The organism is Paenibacillus sp. NPDC057967 (assembly GCF_042887015.1).
Lineage (GTDB): Bacteria > Bacillota > Bacilli > Paenibacillales > Paenibacillaceae > Pristimantibacillus.
In genome coordinates this window covers 32,758-51,647 of the sequence record NZ_JBHVQB010000012.1, presented here as the reverse complement: position 1 = coordinate 51,647, position 18,890 = coordinate 32,758, and the positions used below count along the sequence as shown (strand labels likewise).

General features: G+C 53.4%; 19 protein-coding genes. 12 read left to right on the top strand and 7 right to left on the bottom strand.

Going from position 1 to position 18,890, the window contains the following annotated elements; all coding sequences use genetic code 11:
- The first annotated feature begins 232 nt into the window (after nt 1-232).
- From ACFVSO_RS25800 to ACFVSO_RS25785, 4 genes are all read left to right on the top strand, one after another.
- Entirely contained in the window at nt 233-715 is a 483-nt protein-coding gene (locus ACFVSO_RS25800) for a CcdC family protein (protein WP_387479539.1), read from the top strand.
- 60 nt (nt 716-775) lie between these two features.
- Nucleotides 776-2,107 (top strand): sodium-dependent transporter, encoded by a 1,332-nt coding sequence (locus ACFVSO_RS25795; RefSeq protein ID WP_387479537.1) that lies wholly within the window; start codon nt 776-778, stop codon nt 2,105-2,107.
- Nucleotides 2,108-2,307: 200 nt separating this feature from the next.
- The gene (locus tag ACFVSO_RS25790; RefSeq protein WP_387479535.1) at nt 2,308-2,751 is read left to right on the top strand and encodes an Rrf2 family transcriptional regulator; all 444 of its coding nucleotides are present in this window, start codon (nt 2,308-2,310) and stop codon (nt 2,749-2,751) included.
- A 140-nt stretch (nt 2,752-2,891) separates the two neighbouring features.
- Complete coding sequence (locus ACFVSO_RS25785) at nt 2,892-4,163, top strand: MFS transporter (RefSeq protein WP_387479532.1); 1,272 nt, start codon at nt 2,892-2,894, stop codon at nt 4,161-4,163.
- A gap of 110 nt (nt 4,164-4,273) precedes the next feature.
- Here ACFVSO_RS25785 and ACFVSO_RS25780 read toward each other — a convergent pair whose 3' ends face one another.
- Together ACFVSO_RS25780 and ACFVSO_RS25775 are read right to left on the bottom strand one after the other, a co-directional pair.
- A complete protein-coding gene (locus tag ACFVSO_RS25780) occupies nt 4,274-5,092 on the bottom strand; it encodes a hypothetical protein (protein WP_387479530.1) in 819 nt (272 codons plus the stop codon).
- A 49-nt stretch (nt 5,093-5,141) separates the two neighbouring features.
- Nucleotides 5,142-7,154 (bottom strand): M1 family metallopeptidase, encoded by a 2,013-nt coding sequence (locus tag ACFVSO_RS25775; protein ID WP_387479528.1) that lies wholly within the window; start codon nt 7,152-7,154, stop codon nt 5,142-5,144.
- A gap of 103 nt (nt 7,155-7,257) precedes the next feature.
- On the opposite strand from ACFVSO_RS25775, the gene ACFVSO_RS25770 reads away from it, so the two are divergent.
- Nucleotides 7,258-7,782 (top strand): YwhD family protein, encoded by a 525-nt coding sequence (locus tag ACFVSO_RS25770; RefSeq protein WP_387479526.1) that lies wholly within the window; start codon nt 7,258-7,260, stop codon nt 7,780-7,782.
- A gap of 90 nt (nt 7,783-7,872) precedes the next feature.
- On the opposite strand, the gene ACFVSO_RS25765 is transcribed toward ACFVSO_RS25770, so the two are convergent.
- The gene (locus ACFVSO_RS25765) at nt 7,873-8,889 is read right to left on the bottom strand and encodes a S66 family peptidase (RefSeq protein ID WP_387479524.1); all 1,017 of its coding nucleotides are present in this window, start codon (nt 8,887-8,889) and stop codon (nt 7,873-7,875) included.
- A gap of 205 nt (nt 8,890-9,094) precedes the next feature.
- Between ACFVSO_RS25765 and ACFVSO_RS25760 the strand changes: the two genes are divergently transcribed.
- The 4 genes from ACFVSO_RS25760 to ACFVSO_RS25745 are packed head-to-tail and all read left to right on the top strand — an operon-like array spanning nt 9,095 to nt 12,378.
- Nucleotides 9,095-9,718: an RNA polymerase sigma factor gene (locus tag ACFVSO_RS25760; RefSeq protein ID WP_387479522.1), complete on the top strand. Its 624-nt coding sequence runs from the start codon at nt 9,095-9,097 to the stop codon at nt 9,716-9,718.
- On the top strand, nt 9,715-10,398 hold the full coding sequence (locus ACFVSO_RS25755) for a hypothetical protein (RefSeq protein WP_387479520.1): 684 nt from the start codon (nt 9,715-9,717) through the stop codon (nt 10,396-10,398). The genes ACFVSO_RS25760 and ACFVSO_RS25755 overlap by 4 nt, the downstream gene beginning before the upstream one ends.
- 25 nt (nt 10,399-10,423) lie before the next feature.
- The gene (locus ACFVSO_RS25750) at nt 10,424-11,683 is read left to right on the top strand and encodes a hypothetical protein (protein ID WP_387479518.1); all 1,260 of its coding nucleotides are present in this window, start codon (nt 10,424-10,426) and stop codon (nt 11,681-11,683) included.
- The gene (locus tag ACFVSO_RS25745; RefSeq protein WP_387479516.1) at nt 11,680-12,378 is read left to right on the top strand and encodes a hypothetical protein; all 699 of its coding nucleotides are present in this window, start codon (nt 11,680-11,682) and stop codon (nt 12,376-12,378) included. The genes ACFVSO_RS25750 and ACFVSO_RS25745 overlap by 4 nt, the downstream gene beginning before the upstream one ends.
- A 56-nt stretch (nt 12,379-12,434) precedes the next feature.
- Here ACFVSO_RS25745 and ACFVSO_RS25740 read toward each other — a convergent pair whose 3' ends face one another.
- Nucleotides 12,435-12,905: a hypothetical protein gene (locus ACFVSO_RS25740; RefSeq protein ID WP_387479514.1), complete on the bottom strand. Its 471-nt coding sequence runs from the start codon at nt 12,903-12,905 to the stop codon at nt 12,435-12,437.
- Between the two features lie 199 nt (nt 12,906-13,104).
- On the opposite strand from ACFVSO_RS25740, the gene ACFVSO_RS25735 reads away from it, so the two are divergent.
- Nucleotides 13,105-13,611, top strand: coding sequence for a Crp/Fnr family transcriptional regulator (locus ACFVSO_RS25735; RefSeq protein WP_387479512.1), 507 nt, complete (start codon nt 13,105-13,107; stop codon nt 13,609-13,611).
- 2 nt (nt 13,612-13,613) lie between these two features.
- Here the strand turns inward: ACFVSO_RS25735 and hmpA are convergent, their stop codons facing one another.
- Both hmpA and ACFVSO_RS25725 read right to left on the bottom strand, forming a co-directional pair.
- Nucleotides 13,614-14,843 carry an NO-inducible flavohemoprotein gene (gene hmpA / locus ACFVSO_RS25730; protein ID WP_387479510.1) on the bottom strand — a complete coding sequence of 410 codons (1,230 nt, stop codon included), beginning with the start codon at nt 14,841-14,843 and terminating at the stop codon, nt 13,614-13,616.
- 172 nt (nt 14,844-15,015) lie between these two features.
- Nucleotides 15,016-16,044 carry a GNAT family N-acetyltransferase gene (locus ACFVSO_RS25725; RefSeq protein WP_387479508.1) on the bottom strand — a complete coding sequence of 343 codons (1,029 nt, stop codon included), beginning with the start codon at nt 16,042-16,044 and terminating at the stop codon, nt 15,016-15,018.
- 75 nt (nt 16,045-16,119) lie between these two features.
- Here ACFVSO_RS25725 and ACFVSO_RS25720 point away from each other — a divergent pair, with 75 nt between their 5' ends.
- Nucleotides 16,120-16,392: a hypothetical protein gene (locus tag ACFVSO_RS25720; RefSeq protein WP_387479506.1), complete on the top strand. Its 273-nt coding sequence runs from the start codon at nt 16,120-16,122 to the stop codon at nt 16,390-16,392.
- A 1-nt stretch (nt 16,393) separates the two neighbouring features.
- Nucleotides 16,394-18,475, top strand: a complete 2,082-nt coding sequence (locus ACFVSO_RS25715; protein ID WP_387479504.1) for an Ig domain protein group 2 domain protein — start codon at nt 16,394-16,396, stop codon at nt 18,473-18,475.
- 70 nt (nt 18,476-18,545) lie between these two features.
- Here ACFVSO_RS25715 and cyoD read toward each other — a convergent pair whose 3' ends face one another.
- A complete protein-coding gene (gene cyoD / locus ACFVSO_RS25710) occupies nt 18,546-18,890 on the bottom strand; it encodes a cytochrome o ubiquinol oxidase subunit IV (RefSeq protein WP_387479502.1) in 345 nt (114 codons plus the stop codon).

The following is an 18,890-nucleotide window of genomic DNA, read 5'->3' as shown; positions in this document are numbered from 1 at the left end:
AGGGGTCGTTGGGCTCGTGAAGGAGAGCTGCAAGCCGAAAAACTCGGCTTAGAGGTGCTGACCGGGCCGTGTAGTAGAGCTGCAAGCCGAAAAACTCGGCTTAGAGTAGCCGCCGGGCCGTGTAGTAGAGCTGCAAGCCGCAAAACTTGGCTTGGAGGAGCCGCACGAGCCGAGCAAGTCATTTAGGAACAAACCAAACTTTTTTACATAAAAGCAATGGAGGTTGCAGAGGATGCTGTGGTCCAATCCAATCGTACAGACGGGTGCGATCGTGTTTTCGGTGCTGGCGGGGCTGAGCCTGATTATTATACGCATGCGCGCGGGCAAACGGCCGACGACGCTGAAGAAGATCGTCATCCCGCCTCTCGGTATGGCGACAGGATTCATCATGTTCGCAGTCCCCGTTACCCATATTCCGTGGTTGTGGGGATTGTCCGCATTCGGAACGGGACTGCTGATCTTTTCTTTCCCGCTCATCGTAACCACCAGCATGGAAAAGGTGGACTCGGACATCTTCGTTCGCCGCTCCAAAGCATTCATTGCCATTATGCTGGTCCTCTTCCTGACCCGGCTTATGCTGCATAGCGTCGTGGAACAGTATATGTCGATCCCGCAGACCGGGGCGATCTTCTACCTGCTCGCGTTCGGCATGATTGTACCGTGGAGGCTGGCTATGGTGGGCGATTATTTGCGCCTGCGAAAATTGGAGGCATAAGCGTCAAGTTGGTCATACTACCCATTACCGAAACTTTTGGCGATGGGTGGTATTTTTTTTATGGCTCAAAACGATCAGCGTGCCGACCGGTTTTCCTCAACAGGCTTTATTATGTCGGCTGTGGGCAGTGCGGTAGGACTGGGCAACATGTGGAAGTTTCCTTATGTAACGGGCCAATACGGAGGAGCTGCGTTTTTCCTGCTGTTTATGGTTTGTCTGCTGCTGGTGGGTTTGCCTATTCTGCTCGCCGAGCTCGCGGTAGGCCGGGGAGGACGCGGGAATGCCTCATCCTCCCTAAGCAAGCTAAGCGGCAGGAAGGCTTGGGGGGCGCTCGGCTTTTTATCTGTGGCAGGCTCCTTCTTCATCATGTCCTTCTACGGCATCGTGGCGGGATGGACGCTCCATTATGCGGTGCTGAGCTTTACAGGAGAGCTATTCTCCACCCAAGATTATGCGGGTCTCTTCGGGCGGTTCATGAATAGCTGGCTGCCGATCGGCTGGCAGCTGGTCGTGATGCTGGTGACGGCATTGGTCCTGATACGCGGCGTGTCTGAGGGCATCGAACGTTTCAATAAAGTGCTGATTCCGTCGCTGGTTGTTTTGCTGCTGCTGTTGGCCGTTCAGGCGCTGTCGCTGGAGGGAGCGGGAGAGGGGATATCCTTTTTCCTGAAGCCGGATTTCAGCAAGCTGACGGCGGAGTCGGCGCTAGTAGCACTTGGGCAAGCCTTTTTCTCGATGTCGCTGGGGATGGGAACGATGGTTACGTACGGCGCTTATGTCCAAAAAAAACAGTCGCTCGGCACGGCAACCCTTGCAGTAGGTGTAGGGAATGTCTTGTATGCGTTGTTGGCGGGGCTGATTATTTTCCCGACCATCTTTGTATTTGGCATTGAACCGACTCAGGGAGCGAGTCTTGTATTTATTGCGCTGCCGGCTGCTTTCTCCGCAATGCCGCTCGGCGCGGTGTTCGGCGGATTGTTTTTTGTCCTTCTAGCATTCGCAGCGATTACCTCGGCGGTATCGGTGCTGGAAGTGCCGGTCGCTTTTGCAAGAGAGACCTTCGGATGGAGCCGTCCTGTCTCTGTCGCCATCGTGGGACTGTTTTGCTTCCTTGCGGGCGTTCCGTCCGCGCTGTCGTTGGGCGAAGGCCCTTGGCTTTCGTTTGGTGGGAGAGCTTTGTTCGATTGGGTCGACTTTATATGCTCCAATGTGGTACTGCCCATTAGTGGACTGGTTATTACGATATTTGCCGGGTATGTCTGGAAAGGGGCGGCTGAGGAAGCGCGATTATCGCCGATATGGTTCCGAATCTGGCTGTTCATGCTGCGGTTTGTAGCCCCGGTGCTGGTCCTGCTGGTTTTGTTATATTATGCAGGCGTGATCCAAATTTAAGGGTGATCATGAAGGGGTGAAGATGCTGCTTAACCGCAGAGGCGCAGGATTGTCCATCCAATCGTGAGATGCAAGGCAGACGCAGCACTTGATGAAAGACAGTGGTGGATAGGCATCGGATCATCGACAAGCTATCCCTCTAATATTGATTGACAGCCGCTTCAAATGTAACTATGATGGTTCTATTAAGGAGGGAGAGTATGAGTACCAATAGTCAGTCTACGATTGCTCTGCATATTCTATCCCGTATTCGGTATGAGCAAGACCGGAAGGATACTTTTATTTCATCCGAGGTCATCGCGCGGAGCGTAAATACAAATCCCGTATTCATCAGACGCATCTTGTCTGCGTTGAACAAAGCGGGTTTGGTTCAGGTTCGCCGAGGCAGCGTCAATGGCGGATGGAAGCTGGCGAAGGTGGCCGGAGACATCACGCTTCTGGATGTATACGATGCCGTGAACGGAGGGCCGCTTCAGGAGCTGCATCATAGTGAGCCGAACGATAATTGTCCGGTGGGCAGAGGCATAAAACCGACCTTAAGAATGTATTATGACCGGGCTGAGCTGGCATTCCGCAATGAGCTTGCGGCAACCTCGCTGGAGGCGGTCTATCAAGACATTATGGAGAACGCGCAGACGCGATAATTTTGTGGATAGTAGTCTTGGCGGGAGGTTAGTTTTTTTGTGGCCATTAATGTAACTAATTCAGTTACAATAACAATCAAGCAATCATTGTTGAGTAATCAAAAACAATCTCAAACAGAGAGATAGGATGGAAAATGGGGATGGGAAGAGGTCAAAGCGCAACGCGTTTATATTACGGCTGGATAGTAGTAGGTATCGTCTTTTTAACGCTGCTCGTATCGGCTGCAATCAATTCATTGCCGAGCGTGCTTATGCTGTCTCTGGAGGATGAGTTTGGTTGGGACCGGGGAGCGGTATCTGCGGCAGCTTCGATTCGTATATTGCTTTATGGCTTAATGGGGCCGTTCGCAGCGGCTTTTATGTTAAGGTTCGGCATTAAAAAAATCATGGTCATTTCGATAGGCATGCTAGTCGCAAGTATTCTGATTACCCCAATGATGACACAGGTGTGGCATTATATTGGGTTATGGGGCGTGCTTGTAGGGCTAGGTACCGGGTCGCTTGCCAATGTGCTTGGCGTGACAGTAGCGAATCGCTGGTTCGTCAAACATAAGGGACTGGTCATCGGCTTGCTGACAGCCAGCGCAGCGACCGGGCAGTTGCTGTTCCTGCCGCTGCTTGCGCAAGCAACGGATGCGCTGGGCTGGCGCTTCTCGATCTATCTGGTTGCAGGCGCCTTGCTGCTGCTTGTTCCGCTAGTGGTATTGGGCATGAAAAATCACCCTTCCGATGTTGGGAAACCGGCGCTTGGCGAGGATCAGGTGGAGGAGCCGGTTCCGTTCACCGGCAATTTGTTCACTACACCGATTAAGGCACTCGGCACAGCTGCAAAAAGCGGGACCTTCTGGCTGCTGGCCGGAACCTTCTTCTTATGCGGATTTTCCACAAATGGTCTGATCGGGACGCATCTCATTCCCGCTTGCGGGGACTTCGGTATCTCCATTGTAATCGCTGCTGGACTGCTGTCACTGATGGGCTTGTTCGATCTGATCGGAACGACACTCTCAGGATGGCTGACCGACCGTTTCGACAGCCGCTGGCTGCTCTTCTGGTATTACGGGTTAAGAGGGCTGTCGCTGATCTTCTTGCCCTATGCGCTGGGTACGGGCTATACGCAGCTGCTGATCTTCTCGGTCTTCTATGGTCTGGACTGGATTGCAACGGTGCCGCCTACAGCCAAGCTTGCGTCCGATGTATTCGGCAAGGAGAAGGCGGGGATGGTATTCGGCTGGATTCTCGTTGCCCATCAGCTTGGAGCGGCGCTTGCCGCCTACGGAGCAGGTGTGGTGCGGGAAGCAATGGGGAGCTATACGGTTCCTTTCGTTGTTGCCGGATTTCTCTGCTTGTTTGCGTCCCTCATGTCAATCCGGATTCGCAAGACCAGGCAGATGAAAGCAACCATTGCGGCATAACGCATAACGCATAACGCATAACGCATAATGCATAATGCATAACGCATCAGAATCAAAGAAGCTGCTTTCCAATAGGCATACGGCCTACAAGGGAAACAGCTTCTTTTCGTTCAAGGCGAGTTATCGGCTTTCAAGCAATTGTACTGCGAAGCGATGGTCCATACCCGAAGCAGCGTTTGGACAAGGGGATAACCTTGGTGCACGATGAGGGCGAACAGCCCTGCCCAGATCATCGACATACTCGTAATCGCAAGACCCAACAGCGCAACGATGCCCCACATGAGCAGCGAGATTGCGGCATATGGAAGGAAGCGCCTTACGGAACGCCATAACGCAGGGAACACGCCTTCGCCGGACACCGCTCCGAACTGCATGGAGAGGAACAGCAGATGAACGAGTGCGATCCAGAGAAGCCATACTGCGGCTCCCGGCGCGACAGCAGACAGAAATGCCGGCGAAAGCCCATGTCTCAACGCGTCAATCCACTTCGGCAGAAACCACCATGCTGGAGCCAACATGAGGGCGGAGCTAATCCAGTACAGCAGCATAATCGGCTTCCACGTCTTGCGGATGCCTTCTAGAATGCGCGTTCCCTCTCCGCGATCGTACTGATGGTGAAGGGAGTATAACAGTCCGGCATTGAAAAGCGGCGTCAGCAGCATACGGGCTAGGAACAATCCGCCAAGCAGCCATAGATAAGGTGTGATCAGGTCGGTCTTGAATAGCTGGAACTGGGCCTCCGCAAGGAATGACTGCACGGCCTGCTCGGTCGGGGCAGAGGCGGGAAAGCGCCTGAGCAGCGGAGATACCGTATCGTCGATTGTGCGGTAGACGAGGAAGCCCCATAGCAGCTGGTATAGGAATAGCAGGATGACCAGGTTCAAATGCCGGAATGCCAGCCGCCAGCCTTGCAACATGTTTTGTTTCATCTCGATCTCTCCTTGAAAAGCGAATACGTACCGATGGGCAGGGGGGCTGCTACCAGCCGAACGCGCCCAATACGCCTTGAATGAACTTGGATACGCCAACGTTCCATCTCGTGCGTGTCTCTCCTGGAAGCTCGGCCAGCATAAAGTTGTTGATCAGCTTGTTGTCCAGCACGTTGGTATGATCAGGGTCGACGGAGACCCATTCCAGAGGCGCGATTGTCACTTCGGTATATTGAATATGAGACTCGTCTCCCGCCCATTCCTTTACGATAGTCGATCCGTCCGTGAACTTGAACAGGATCGGGATCGGTCCCGTCGTACCGCCGTTTTTCCTGATGAGCACGGTGGATTCATACAGTTGGCCTTCCTCGCGTTCAATCGGTTTGACCTCGATGGCATCCACAGAGAAGTCGGCCATTCGGTTGCTGTAGACAAATTGGTTGAAATACTCGGTCCAATCAGCCTTCGTCACTTGCTCCACGACACGCTGGAAGTCTGCCGTAGCCGGGTGCTTGAACTTGTACTTCTGGAAGTAGGTACGCATGATACGGTTCATCATCTTCTCGCCGACTTTGTTCTCGATATCCACCAGAACCAGCTTGGCACGCATGTACACGTTTTCGGCATATTGAAGATGGCTGCCATAAGCCCAAGACGGCTGCCTGAGCGGAGCGGGATGGGTCATAAAGCTGGCTTCAAGACGCAGGTTAGGCGTAATGCCGTAGGCTGCTTCCATCACTTTGTCCTCGGCATAGGAGGTAAAGCCCTCATCCAGCCATGCTTCCTCGAATTCGTTGGAGGCGACCATCCCATACCAGAATTGATGGCCGATCTCATGCACGACGGTGCGCTCCAGTTCGTAGCCGGGATCGCTGTTCTCGGCTGCAAAAGCGGTAACGAGCGTCGGGTACTCCATGCCGCCAGCACCGGCAGCTCCTTTCGGAGGCACGACAACGGACAGGGTATTGTACGGATAGGTGCCGTACCATCTGGAGTAGTTCGCTAGCGCAGACTTGGCTGCATGCATGTAACGGTCCTTCAGCTCTGCGTGTGCCGGATCAAGATAGAGCTTGATCCTCACGCCCGGAATGCCCTTGTCCGAGAAGGCGACTTCCTCGTAGATGAAATTCGGCGATGCCGCCCAAGCGAAGTCATGCACATCCTCCGCATAAAATTGGAACAGCTTGGTGCCGTCTTGCTGGACAATCGGCTTGGTCTGGAATCCTGTAGCCGCGACGGTATACGTTTCGGGCACTTGAATTCGCACGCTGTAGATGCCGAAGTCGCTGTAAAACTCCGAGTTGCCGTGGTACTGGTGGACGTTCCACCCTTCGGAGGTGCGTCCTCTCGTGCCTTGGGTTTCATATACGGCCAGCTTCGGGAACCACTGGCCAGCCATGATGAAGTCCCCGGAGTAGCCCATTCTGGCGAATACCTCGGGCAGCTTCACCTCGTAGCTCATGCGAAGCGTAACCGACTTGCCGGGAGGCACAGGCTCTGGCAGGCGCAGTCTCGCAAGCGTATAGTCGCTTGGATTGCCATCATCAGGCTGTGTGTATTGCAGGCGCGGAAGCAGGCTCTCGCCCTCAAGCGTCTGCAGCTCCAGCAGCTTCATATGGCTTCTGCTGTTCGGTGTCGCCTTATCCTTGCGCAGCATGCCATGAGATTCGGTCATGAACGTCGTCTTGGGAGATTGGAAGGCGTTCGGGTATAGGTGGAAATAGAGCTCGGACACCGTTTTTTTGCCAGGGTTCGTCCAGGTAACATCCTGCGCTCCGTCCAGATGTTGACCGTCATCGCGAAGCGAGACGTTAATGTGGTACTCGACTACCCGTTTGCTCAGCGGCTGCGGCTTCGGCGGCATGGCTGAGTCCGGCTGCTGGACAACTTGCGGCTTGGCCGAATTTGGGGCAGGAGAAGGCTGCATGACATCGGCGGCAGGGGCAAGCGCATAGGTATATTGGGATAGCCATGCTTCTCCGAAGCCGTACTTCATCGAGGTGACGAGGAAGACGACTGCGAGCGAACCGAATAAAATCCGTTTGATATTGCGTGGAGTCATTGAACGTTTCCCTCCCGTTGACAAGCATCTACAGCATGTATATGTTTGCAATTCCAAGATTATTAGCTAAAATGGAATTATTGTATGGGAAGGTGGGATAAGCATGACGGAGCAAGAAAATACGCCGGCTCAGCCGGAGGTTAAAGAGAAGAAATCCTTGTCGCTCAACGTAGTGAGCAGCAAGAAACATAAAGGCTTTGGCGCAGGCTCTATCGATCTGAGCGATGTGGCTTGTGTAATGATCGATCAAGGAGTCGCTTATATTGATGTAGGAGCGATGCATGCGAAGAGCAAGATCGAGCGGGGCATCAAGTTCACGCCTAACAAGGAAGACACACCGAACGGACGCGAGTGCTGGATTGTCTGGGTTGCGGTCGACCGCAACGAGGAAGGTTCGTACTATGCGGGAGCGACAGCATGCGAGATGATGATCGATACGGAGGCGAGACGCGGTTGGAAGATTCTTGCCGATCATGTGAACCGTCTCGACTATGCGCTCAAGCGCCGTTATATGGTGGATAACCTCGGCGATGAAGAGAAAGCTGCGCTACGCAAGCTTCTGGTTGAACATAACGCGGAATGGTGGGAGCGTACGCCTGCTGAGCTGAAGGATGCTCTGGGCGGATAGTGACGCTTATTTCAATAAAGTAAAGACCCGGCTCACTGGAGCCGGGTCGTTTTGTTTCTGCTGTATTACTTCCATTGATGAAAACTTTCATTAAGGTCTAAAGTATTGTGTAACCGTTCCTTTACCCTCGGCTACAGCGATTTCTGCATAGGCTCCGTTGATAAATGTCATTTGAGGCGGAACATGGCCGCAATCGATATCGTAGATAACTGGCAGTTCAAGCTCTTCCGCCAGATCACGGTACACATCTTCGATCTCATAGCCCTCTACAGGCGCATTCGCTGCGCTTCTGCCGAACATGAGGCCGGAGCAACGGTCGAACCAGCCGGCAAGCCTTAGCTGCACAAGCGACCGCTTAAGATCCGTTGTGCGCAAATCGCAAATCTCGAAGTACCACACGATCGGCTCGCCCGGGATATGCTTCTGCCGGAACGCAGCGACATCTCCGTACGGCGTCCCCGCCAGATGGCGAATGATATCGATACAGCCGCCCAGCAACCGTCCTGCCAGATGGACAGGTCTGCCTTGGACGGACTTCCAGCTCGTAGGCTCCGTTAAGTGGAAGACACATGGCGAAGGCGTCTCAAAGTTCCACTCCTTCTGAAATAGGGGGGAGGATTGCTGTACGATCGACTCGCCCGTCTTCGTGCGCAGAGCCTGGAGCCATAAAGCGGTGGTGTCGTCCCAATATTCTCCGCGCAAATCTACCAGATTCGTGCCATGCGCCGTCGCGATTCCCGTAGCGAGTGTCATGGCGAGCAACAGAATGCTCGTATCCGAGTAGCCCAGCAGCCACTTATCAGGGTAATTGGCGAAATTCAGATGCTCCAATAGCTCAATGAGCAGTTCTCCGCCCCATGGCGGAATAATGATGTCAATGTCCTTGTCGGCCATCATGGCGTTCAGCTCCGAGGCTCTCTCGATAGCAGAGGAGGACTTGGCTTTGTGCTGTGTCCATGGTGTTTCTCCCAGAGTGACGGCAAATCCTTCATTCTTCATCTTGGCGACCGCTTCGGTCAGAATGTAGTGCAGCTCTTCTTGCACGCCGGATGATGGCGCTGTAACGCCAATCGTCGCGTTTGGTTTCAATTGCGGGTACGTAATCATGGTAGCCCTCCTCTGTTTCCTTTTTGGGAATTATACAAGGATAAGGGTGCTCAGTCCATATTTTTTCGGTCGGTATCTGGGATAGGCTGCTTGATTCGGCTGCGGAATGCTGCCCGTGCGTGGTTGCAGTTATCAGGGACTGCACTGTAGAATGAACCAGATATCTGTTCGTCTAAAAATAATTTGTACACTGCGCAGGGTTTCAATGTGGAACCAACGTCTATCTGTATCGGGAAGGGAGGAGAGCGCAATTCAAGACGAAGCATGGCTCAAAGCTGTACGCGATGGCGGGCCCGAGCAATATCGACCATTCGTGCAAGCCTATGGAGCTTACATCTACAAGACCGTCTTCGCCGTGCTGCATTCGCCGCATGATGCAGAAGACGTGACCCAGGAAGTCCTACTGCTCATCTATCGCTCTCTCCCGAATTACCGAATGGATGGGCTGAAGACCTGGATTACCCGAATAGCCGTTAACCGGGCTATCGATTTCAAGCGAAGCAAGGCTAGACGGCCTGAGCAGCTTATGAAGCAGGAGACCGTCGACTTGCAGCAGACGGAGTTTCAAGCGGAAGGCATGCTGAGCGCCTTGCCTGTTCCTGCAGCAGAATCAATCGCGCTGCGCGCGGAGGAACTGAGGTACATACACGCCAAGGTTGACGAACTGCCGGATCGTTATCGCGAAGTTATACATGCCTTTTATATAGAGGAAAAAAGCTACGAGCAAATTGCCGCCGAGACGGGGCTGGAGCGCAAAAGTGTAGAGTCCAGACTCTACCGCGCCCGGAATTGGATGCGGCAGCATTGGCGAAAGGAGGACTTTGAATGAATGGAATGGAAGCAGGACATCTGACAGATGAGCAATTGCGGCGATATATCTGCAATGAGCTGACTCCGGGCGAGCGCGAACATGCGGACTCGGAGCTGGAAGTTTGCGAGGGCTGCCTATGGCGGTTCATGGCCATGATGGAGGAAGCGGACAATGCTGACGAACCATTGTGGATGGAAGCCGGACTGCCCGACATGGCGAGAATGGAAGATGCGGTAATGGCTGCTCTGATGCACACGGATGCAGGGGAAGCGGAGCACTCACCATTCATCGAAGTTGCTCCTTCGCCGGTTCCTGACCGGCTGCCTATGGTCATGAAAGAAGAGACGCAGGAGAAGAAGCCTCCTGAGCCCGCAGATGATACGAAACCAGTGCAGAATGGGAAGCAACAACAGGAGAGGAAGCAAGCGGATAGACGCACGACGCGCGAACGCGGCTCATGGCTGCAGCATCCCGTTACGCATTATACGATTGCGGCTTCCATAACTCTTATGCTGTTGGCAACGGGCGCGCTCACGAGCTTCTCTCAATCGCTGCAGCAGCTGCATGAAAGGGACACGAACCCTATCCCGCCGCAACACGTTGGAGCGGAATGGATGTCTGCGCCTTCCTGGTCGGACCGGCTGGTCAATCAAGCCGGGAACTGGCTCGACGGCATTCAATCCTGGCGGTTTAAATAATGAAGAGTGAAAGGAAGTATGAGATATGATGGATAAAAGCCCGCTTGTTGCGTTTTTTCTATCTTTTATTCCCGGTGCGGGACATCTGTATCTGAGAAGGCCGATTCGCGGTCTGCTGTATGGGGGAGGTTTTTTTGGCGCTATTGCCTTGGCTCTGTTTATTTGGTTCGTAAGCGGAGGCTATGGTAACGAGGAGTTTGTGATCTTTCTAATGTTCGTAGCTGCCGTATTCGGTTTTGTGAATATGCTGGATATGATCATTACGCTTGTATCGGGCAAGGTGTTCACACCGCAGGCAACGCATGGCTATATGCCGCATGGTGAGTATGCGGGAGGCCCATCCCATACAGGCCCTCCGCCTCCGTATGGTCCTGCAGGCTTCCCGGGTGCATCGTATAATCAACAGGGTGTACCACCGGGACCGGGTTACGCCCAGCGGCCGGATTATGAGTTGGAACAAATGAAAAGCAAAACGATCATGATGTCCATCATCCCCGGTCTCGGTCATATGAATCTGGGATTGATGCAGAGAGGCATTACATTCTTGGTCTCTTTCGTCGGCTTGTTCGCGATTACGCTCTTCTTAAGCTTCATCACCAATTCAGGATCGCTGCTGGTATTCCTGCTGGCGCTGCCCGTCATCTGGATCTACAGCATGTTCGATGCTTCCAGTCTCGTACAGCAGAAGATGCGCGGCGAGGCACTAGAGGATAAGTCGCTGTTCGAAGGAGTTGAAGCCCACATTGCTTCCGGTCAGAAGAACCGGGTGTTTACGATCGCACTGGCTATTTTCCCGGGAGCGGGGCATCTCTATCTCGGCTTGCAAAAGAGAGGACTGCAGCTGATGGCGGGCTTCCTTCTGGCAATCTTTATTATGGACAATTTGCGCCTCTCGCTATTTTTGTTCTTGCTGCCGTTATTCTGGTTCTTTGCCTTCTTCGATGCCCTTGCTCAGCTATCCCGCTATGGGCGTCAGCAAATGAACGACGAGCCGCTACTGCCTGCGATCGTTCCGTATCAACGCTGGCTCGGTATTGGACTGCTCGGGTTCGGCATCTACTTCCTGATTGACCGCATTCTGCTTGATACTGTCTTAAGGAACTGGCCGGGACTGTACCAGCAATATATGCAGTACAAGTATATGCTGCCGACAGCGGTCATCGCATTCGTCATGATCGTTATCGGGTTGCGGCTGGCGTTCGGTCGGCGCAGCTTGCTTGGCAGCGGCACACCGTCCCCCAGCGAGCCGCCGCCGCGCTTTGAAGACAGGGGAGGAAACGCATGATGGATATGCATAGACCCGTCAATCCGTACCCTGCCGAGCCTTATCCGGCTTCGAAGCCGGCTGAACGAGAATGGCGTGTCGGCTCGCTGTCGATGGGCATTACGCTCATTCTGATCGGCACGGCCTTTGCGGTATCGATCTGGCAGGATACAGAGGCATACGAGCTGCTGCTATGGGTGGCGCCCGTTGTGTTTATTTTGCTAGGCGTGGAGCTTCTGATCTACCTGAATACGTCAGGAAAATCCAATACAATTATTCGGTATGATTGGCTGAGCGTGTTTTTTGTCGGTTTGCTTGGCGTGGGGAGTATGATGCTGGCGCTGCTCATGTCGTCCGGAATCTACGGCGAGCTGCAGCGAGAGATCAATATGACTTCCAGAACGGCGTACGTAGAAAGCGGGAAAATCGAAGTGCCTGCGGGGATAAAAACGATTGTCGTACAGTCTACCTTGTATGTAACTGTGGAGGAAGCAGATACGAATGAGCTGCAGCTTATCGGACAGATTCGTTATCGTTCGATGGAGCCGATGTCGAACCAGAACGAGCTGCTTCACACAAACATAGTGGGCTCTTCGATGTATGTGTTCGTGAATGCGCCAGATGCGAAGAGCGGTGTGTTGACCTCGGACTCGCTAAACCCTAACTTGATTGTCACGATACCGGAAGGGCTCGAAGTGGAGCGGCGCCCTTATTAACCGGAAGTATAGCAAAGGTGATCAGAGACTGTGCCAGTATGGGCACAGAGCGGGGGCTACGCCGCGGTATCGGAATCCGCTTTGATCACCGCCGATTTGTTGCTTGTCAGCTTCTCTGCGAAAGCGGCAGCAGACAAGATAACGAGCAAGCCTGCCAGCGTACAAGCTACGGATACGGGGATGACCCACATGTTAGGCGGCTGGGTAAAGAACGGAATTAAGGCAACGGCCAATATCGGCGGCGCGTTCCAGTTCAATTTCTTCATCAGGCCAAGGACGATGAGAAGGGTTGCGAGAAGAGAGAGAATGCCCGTGCTTAGATTAACAAACAATGAGCCGATAGCTGACGCCACGATTGCTCCCGTTGCAATATTCCTGAGTTCCGTACGATTAAGCGGCCGTGAAATAAACAGCAGGCTGAAGGCGCCGAGCGTAGGGAAGAACAGGGAATGCATCTGGGGAATATGGGATGAAATCCAATAAATGAATAGAATATATATACAGATCGCATAGGTTTTCAGTCGCATTACAATACCGCCTTTAAGGGTGAAAATTAATTGGAGCAGGATTTTCTGCCTGCATTATTGTACCCCTGAGACGAGCGAATCGTCAACATAATCGCTATTGGATAAGTTGGAATTGCACGCAAGGAATGGAAATCGGTTCTGCAATATCAACAAACAAGCCCTCCGAGAGTTCGGAAGGGCTTTTGTTAAGGAGGCTCATATGCTGCTGCACAAAGGAGAAACGTTATTCAGACAAGGCGAGACCGGCGATCTGTTCCATCTTAAAAGCGGTATGCTCAAAATTATGCGTATCCATGAGGACGGCAATCCGTTTCTTGTGAATCTCATAGTGGCGGGGGAGACGATCCCCCATCATTCGCTGCTCAGTCCGATGCCTTATCATGGAACGGCTGTCGCACTTGTTACCTCAGAGTTTGAACGAATTTCCCCGGAGCGATGGTATGATGAGCTGAATCGCGACGAGACGAAAAGCAGGGAAATCGCGCTGCTGCTTCAGAGCAAGCTGCGCATGATGCAGCAGCGGATTGACCAGTTGACGCAGGTGACGCCCGCTGACAAGCTGGTCAAGCTGCAGCAATGGTTTCAGACGTACATTGCGCCACAGACCATTACCGATATTTTGACCCAAGATGAAATCGGGCAATTGATTGGCCTGCGCCGCGAGACGGTCAACCGACTGCTGCGGGAACAGGCGCGAAATGCCTGATGCTAAGCTCCAGCTGCTTCAATATCGGCTTTCGGGCCGAAGAACTCGTAGTGAATATCCTCATTCGGCACACCCCACTTGATCAAGGAAGCTTTGACGCTCTGCATGAACGGTACAGGTCCGCATAAGTAATAGGCTGCAGGGTGATCCGCGAGTACCGATTGGAGCCAAGCGAGATCAATGCGCCCTTCTTTATGATAGGCTTGCGCTTCGCGGTCTCTATCGGTAGGACGCTCATAACAATATTGCACGGATACCTTGGCGTTGCTTTGTGCAATGTCTTCAACCTGCTGTCTTAGCGCATGCATCCGCCCGTCTTGCGCGGCATGGATAAAGGTAACAGAACGCTCCGGATATTGATCGGCGAGCGTGTTCAGCATGCTGACCATCGGCGTAAGGCCTACTCCGCCGCTAAGAAGGACAACAGGACGCTCATCTGCCGTATCGAGCACGAAATCACCGGCAGGAGCCGAGAGATGCAAGGTATCCCCCTCCGATACCCTTTCATGCAGATAGGTGGATATCATGCCTGCGGGACGCTGGTCGCGTTCACCTTCGCGTTTCACGGAGATGCGGTAATACGGCTTGCCCGGAGCATCCGACAAACTGTATTGACGGATATGCGTGTGGCTCTCACCGGGAATATCGAGCTTGACGCTCACATATTGTCCAGGCTGGAAAGCGGCGATATCGCGGCCGTCCTCCGGTACGAGGTAGAACGAGGTGATGATGGAGCTCTCCTGCACCTTACGCTCCACACGGAACGGCCGGAAGTCCTCCCAGCCGCCTGCCTGGCTGTGGGACTGCTCATACATCTGGGCTTCGACTCCGATGAAGGCATCGGCTATGACTCCGTAAGCTTCCCCCCATGCGCCCAGAATTTCATCTGTTGCGGCATCTCCAAGCACATCTTTAATCGCGGTTAACAAGAATTTCCCGACAATGGGGTAATGCTCCGGCTTTACACCGAGACTGCGATGCTTATGGGCGATTTGCTTCACGGCCGGAATGATGGCCGCCAGGTTGTCGATATGCACAGCCGCCGCATATACCGTATTGGCGAGGGCGGTCTGCTGTCTGCCTTGCTTTTGATTGGCATGATTGAATATATTCAGCAGCTCGGGATGAGCTTCGAACATAAGCCCGTAGAAGCGCTTGGTAATGGCAACCCCATGGACCTCGAGCACCGGCACCGTAGATTTAATGATTCCAATCGTTTGTTCGCTTAACATAAAACATCCTCCCTCTACACTTTGATTATCAGACGTTACGCCAAGGTGGCTTGCTATCTTGAACGCCGTATCGTCTGCCTGCATAATCTCAGTATAGGGGAGGATTGATGAACGGTTTGTGATTCCAATCACAGCAATCCGCAACGATTTGTGACCGTACAAGCCATGAAATTTAGGATGGTCGAGATTTGCCTGCGGTCAATGCTTCCTTCACCTTCTCCATGGAGGAAACAATGCGATAATTGCCTCGAAGCGGGACATACCCGAGTTTGCGGTTAATGGTGAGGATCGGCGCGTTCATGGAGTCATTGTCTGTGCGGACGTAATCTGCCCCGCGGCGCTTGCCGGCCCGGATCGTCTCCAGCTTAAGGGCAAGGGCCACCTTCTTGCCGCGATATGCCCGGTCTACCCCTGTGAATTCGTGGTAAAGCCCGTTTGTAGTGGTATTATAAAGCACATTGGTCATGCCGACGAACCGGTCGCCGTCAGCGGCGATCAGGACCAGCTCAGGCGTAAAGCCGTCTACCTGCAGATTCCACTTTTTCCACTCGATAAAGTCAGGCACATCTCCAAGAAAGCTTGGTACATCCCTCAGCGTCGCGCATCCCAGCTCATAGAGCTTGCGTTCGCTCTCTTCTCCCGGTTCCTCCGCCAAAGTCAGAAGCCTCAGACCGTTGCATGCCAGAATCGCCTCCGGCTCCACTTCCATCAGCTCCAATGACGTATCCTTCAGTTGAAGAACCGACTGGTAAGCATGCCTCTCGATCTGAAAGCTTCTTTGCTTGGCAAAGGTCAAGGCTTGCGGATGGTCATCCCACACTTCTGACATCAAGGCAGATGCTCCAAGCTGCTCCGCCCAATCGTAAGCATGGCGCAGCAAAGCGTCCCCGATTCCTTGCTCGCGCGATTCTGGTGCAACTACCAGCGTTATGTAGATATAACCGGGCTCCGTCCAGGGCGCCCGCCATGCCCATACATAGCCTATAATATCGTCGTTGGCATTCACCGCTACGCGGCGCGTACGATCATAGCCAGCCAATAGGCCATTCTCATCCTTCCAGGTTGCCCCCACTTCATACAGCTTGCGGTCATCCTCTTCCAGACGCTCTGCGGAGGTTGGCTCTGACCAATAGCCGCTCAGCAGCACGGCCAGTTGCTTGTAATCATGAGGAAGCTGTAGTTCACGTATGCAAAATGACATCGATTCACCATCTTTCCCTTTATATAGCTCAAATTATGAGGCAACAAAGACAGGGAAGGTAGGGAAAGATTGGTTATGAAGCAATTGTTACTTGTCATGCTGTACACTGTTGCACTTGCACTTCTCCCCATTTCAAATTGCCACAAAACCGGATCAGAATATACGGTTCAAAATATACGGCTCGAAAAATCCAATCATTTACAAAAGCTTATCTCGCCAACTGATGCTGTTTTGATAGAATGGGGGCGTATTCAAGTTGATGGAGGTGATGAAGAGGGACAAGTTCAGGCAGTTCTGGCAAGACAGCTTGCAGAATGGGTCATATTATGGAATGGAGGGAAATCGTAAAATGAATGGGTATCAAAGAATCGTCTCCTTATTGTTGTCAGCGGTATTGATCATCGGCGTATGGCCAATCGGACAAGCTGGTGCTGAGGGGCCGTCCGATCCCGCCCCCGTGCTTATACCGGTTGGCACGCCTAACGGAAAGTCCGTCTTGTTTGATAATTCGCATGGACAGACAGCGGGAGCGGCGGACTGGGTCATAGACGGCGCTTTCTCCGCATTTGGTTCAGCGCTGGCCGCTGAAGGCTACTACGTTAAAGAACATCGCAAGTCCAGCCCGTTAACGGAGAGCGACCTGACAGGGTATGATGTATTCGTTATCCCGGAAGCCAATATTCCATTCAAGACAAGTGAACAGCAAGTGTTAGCCGACTATGTAGAGGATGGCGGCAGCATCTTCTTCATAGCGGATCATTATAATGCAGACCGCAATAAGAATCGGTGGGATTCCTCTGAAGTTTTCAACGGATACCGCCGGGGAGCCTGGGCCAATCCGAAGGCAGGCATGAGTGCGGAGGAGGCCGCTTCTGCAGCGATGCAGGATGTTGCGAGCGCGGATTGGCTGTCGGATGAATTCGGCATGCGCATCCGGTATAATGCGCTAGGCAACGTGAATTCCGGCACCATCGTACCCCCGGCGCAAGCCTTTGGCATTACGGCAGGAGTAGGTACGGTGACGATGCATGCGGGCTCCACTATTGCGATTACCGATCCCCAGAAGGCCAAGGGCATCGTCTATATGCAGACGACCAGCGCAGCTTGGCCGAACGCCGTCGATCAAGGCGTCTATAATGGCGGAGGAATCGCAGAAGGCCCGTATGCGGCAATCGCCAAGAAGGGGCTTGGCAAAGTAGCGCTTATCGGAGATTCGTCTCCAGTAGAGGATATTACGCCTAAATATAAGCGTGAAGAGACTGGCGGGACAAAGACCACCTATGACGGGTGGTATGAAATGGATAATGCCTTGTTGCTGACCAATATCATCAACTGGCTGGCTACGCCGGAGAGCTATACGGATTTGACACAGGTGTCTGGCATTACGCTGGACAGCGCCACGGTACTGCTTCCCATGGAGAATCCGCAAACCTCGACAGAGCCGCAATTCGAGCCGTGGTCACCGCCCGCAGCAGGCTATAAGTGGTGGGACCCGTCTACATTCAAGTCGGGGTCGTACGGATTCTCGGACGTTGATCCTCCCAATCCCTCTGACGACGGCGTTGAAACGTTCGAAAGCGGAGTGAAGGGAGCATACACGACGGGGACGGTCACGCTGGACAGCGGCTTCTGGACGTTCGACAACGCTCTTATCGGCGATATGACAACAGACAAGAAGGTTGGAAGCAAGGCGGCTCGCGTTCGTGCGGAGGGCTCCATCTACATGAATGCTGACGTGACTGGCGTCCAGAGCGTCAAGGTACAGCACGCGCATTTCGGATCGGATAGCGGGGCAACGTGGAAGCTGCAAAAATCGCTTAACGGCGGAGCAACATGGAGCGATATCGGCGGACCATACGCCAGCGGTTCTTCGCTTGCGGAGCAAACGATTGCCGTTAATGAAAGCGGCAGCGTCCGCTTCAAGATCGTCGTCAGCGGCGTCTCGGGCAAACGGCTGAATTTCGATCAATTCCAGATTGTGCCGCTGCCTGCCGAGGTGCTGCTGGAGACATTCGAGAATGGTGTCAAGGGAGCTTATGCGGCAGGCACGATTACGCTGGACAGCGGAAGCTGGACGTTCGACAATGCGCTGATTGGCGACCTGACAACGGACAGGAAGGCAGGAGCCAAGTCGGCGAGGCTGCGCGCAGCGGGATCAATCGCCATGAACTTCGACATAGCGGGCGGCGTAAAGAGCGTGAAGGTACAGCATGCCAATTTCGGCTCGGACACCGGGGCGACATGGAAGCTGCAAAAATCCGTCAATGGCGGCGTCACTTGGACGGATGCGGGAGGACCATATGTAAGTAGCTCGGCACTTGCGGAGCAGACCGTGAGCGTGAACGAGAGCGGCAGCGTCAGGTTTAAAATCGTAGCCGGCGGCACATCAGGAAAACGATTGAACCTGGATCAATTCATTATCGTACGTTAGGCGAACATACGAAAAAAGAGGCAGCTGATCGGAATGATCAGCTGCCTCTTTCTATAGAATGACATGATGTCTAGGTTGCTACCGCATTGTACGTCATGATCCAGATCGAACCTGCCACGATCGTCAGCATGATGACCAGGCCGAAGATCAGGGAGATCAGGTTGTAACGAGGTTTCTTCTCGTCACGGATATGCATGAAGAACAAGAGCTGGACTGCGAATTGCAGAATCGCCATGACGAGGATTAGCACCGTCGTCGCTTGCTTGCTGAACATGCCGTTCATGACGGCGACGAGCGGGATGATCGTCAGCACGATCGAGAGCAGGAAGCCGATGACATACGACTTCATGGAGCCGTGGCCGCCTTCATGGCCGCCGTGATCGCCATGCCCTGTGTGAGCGTTATGGTTCGCCAT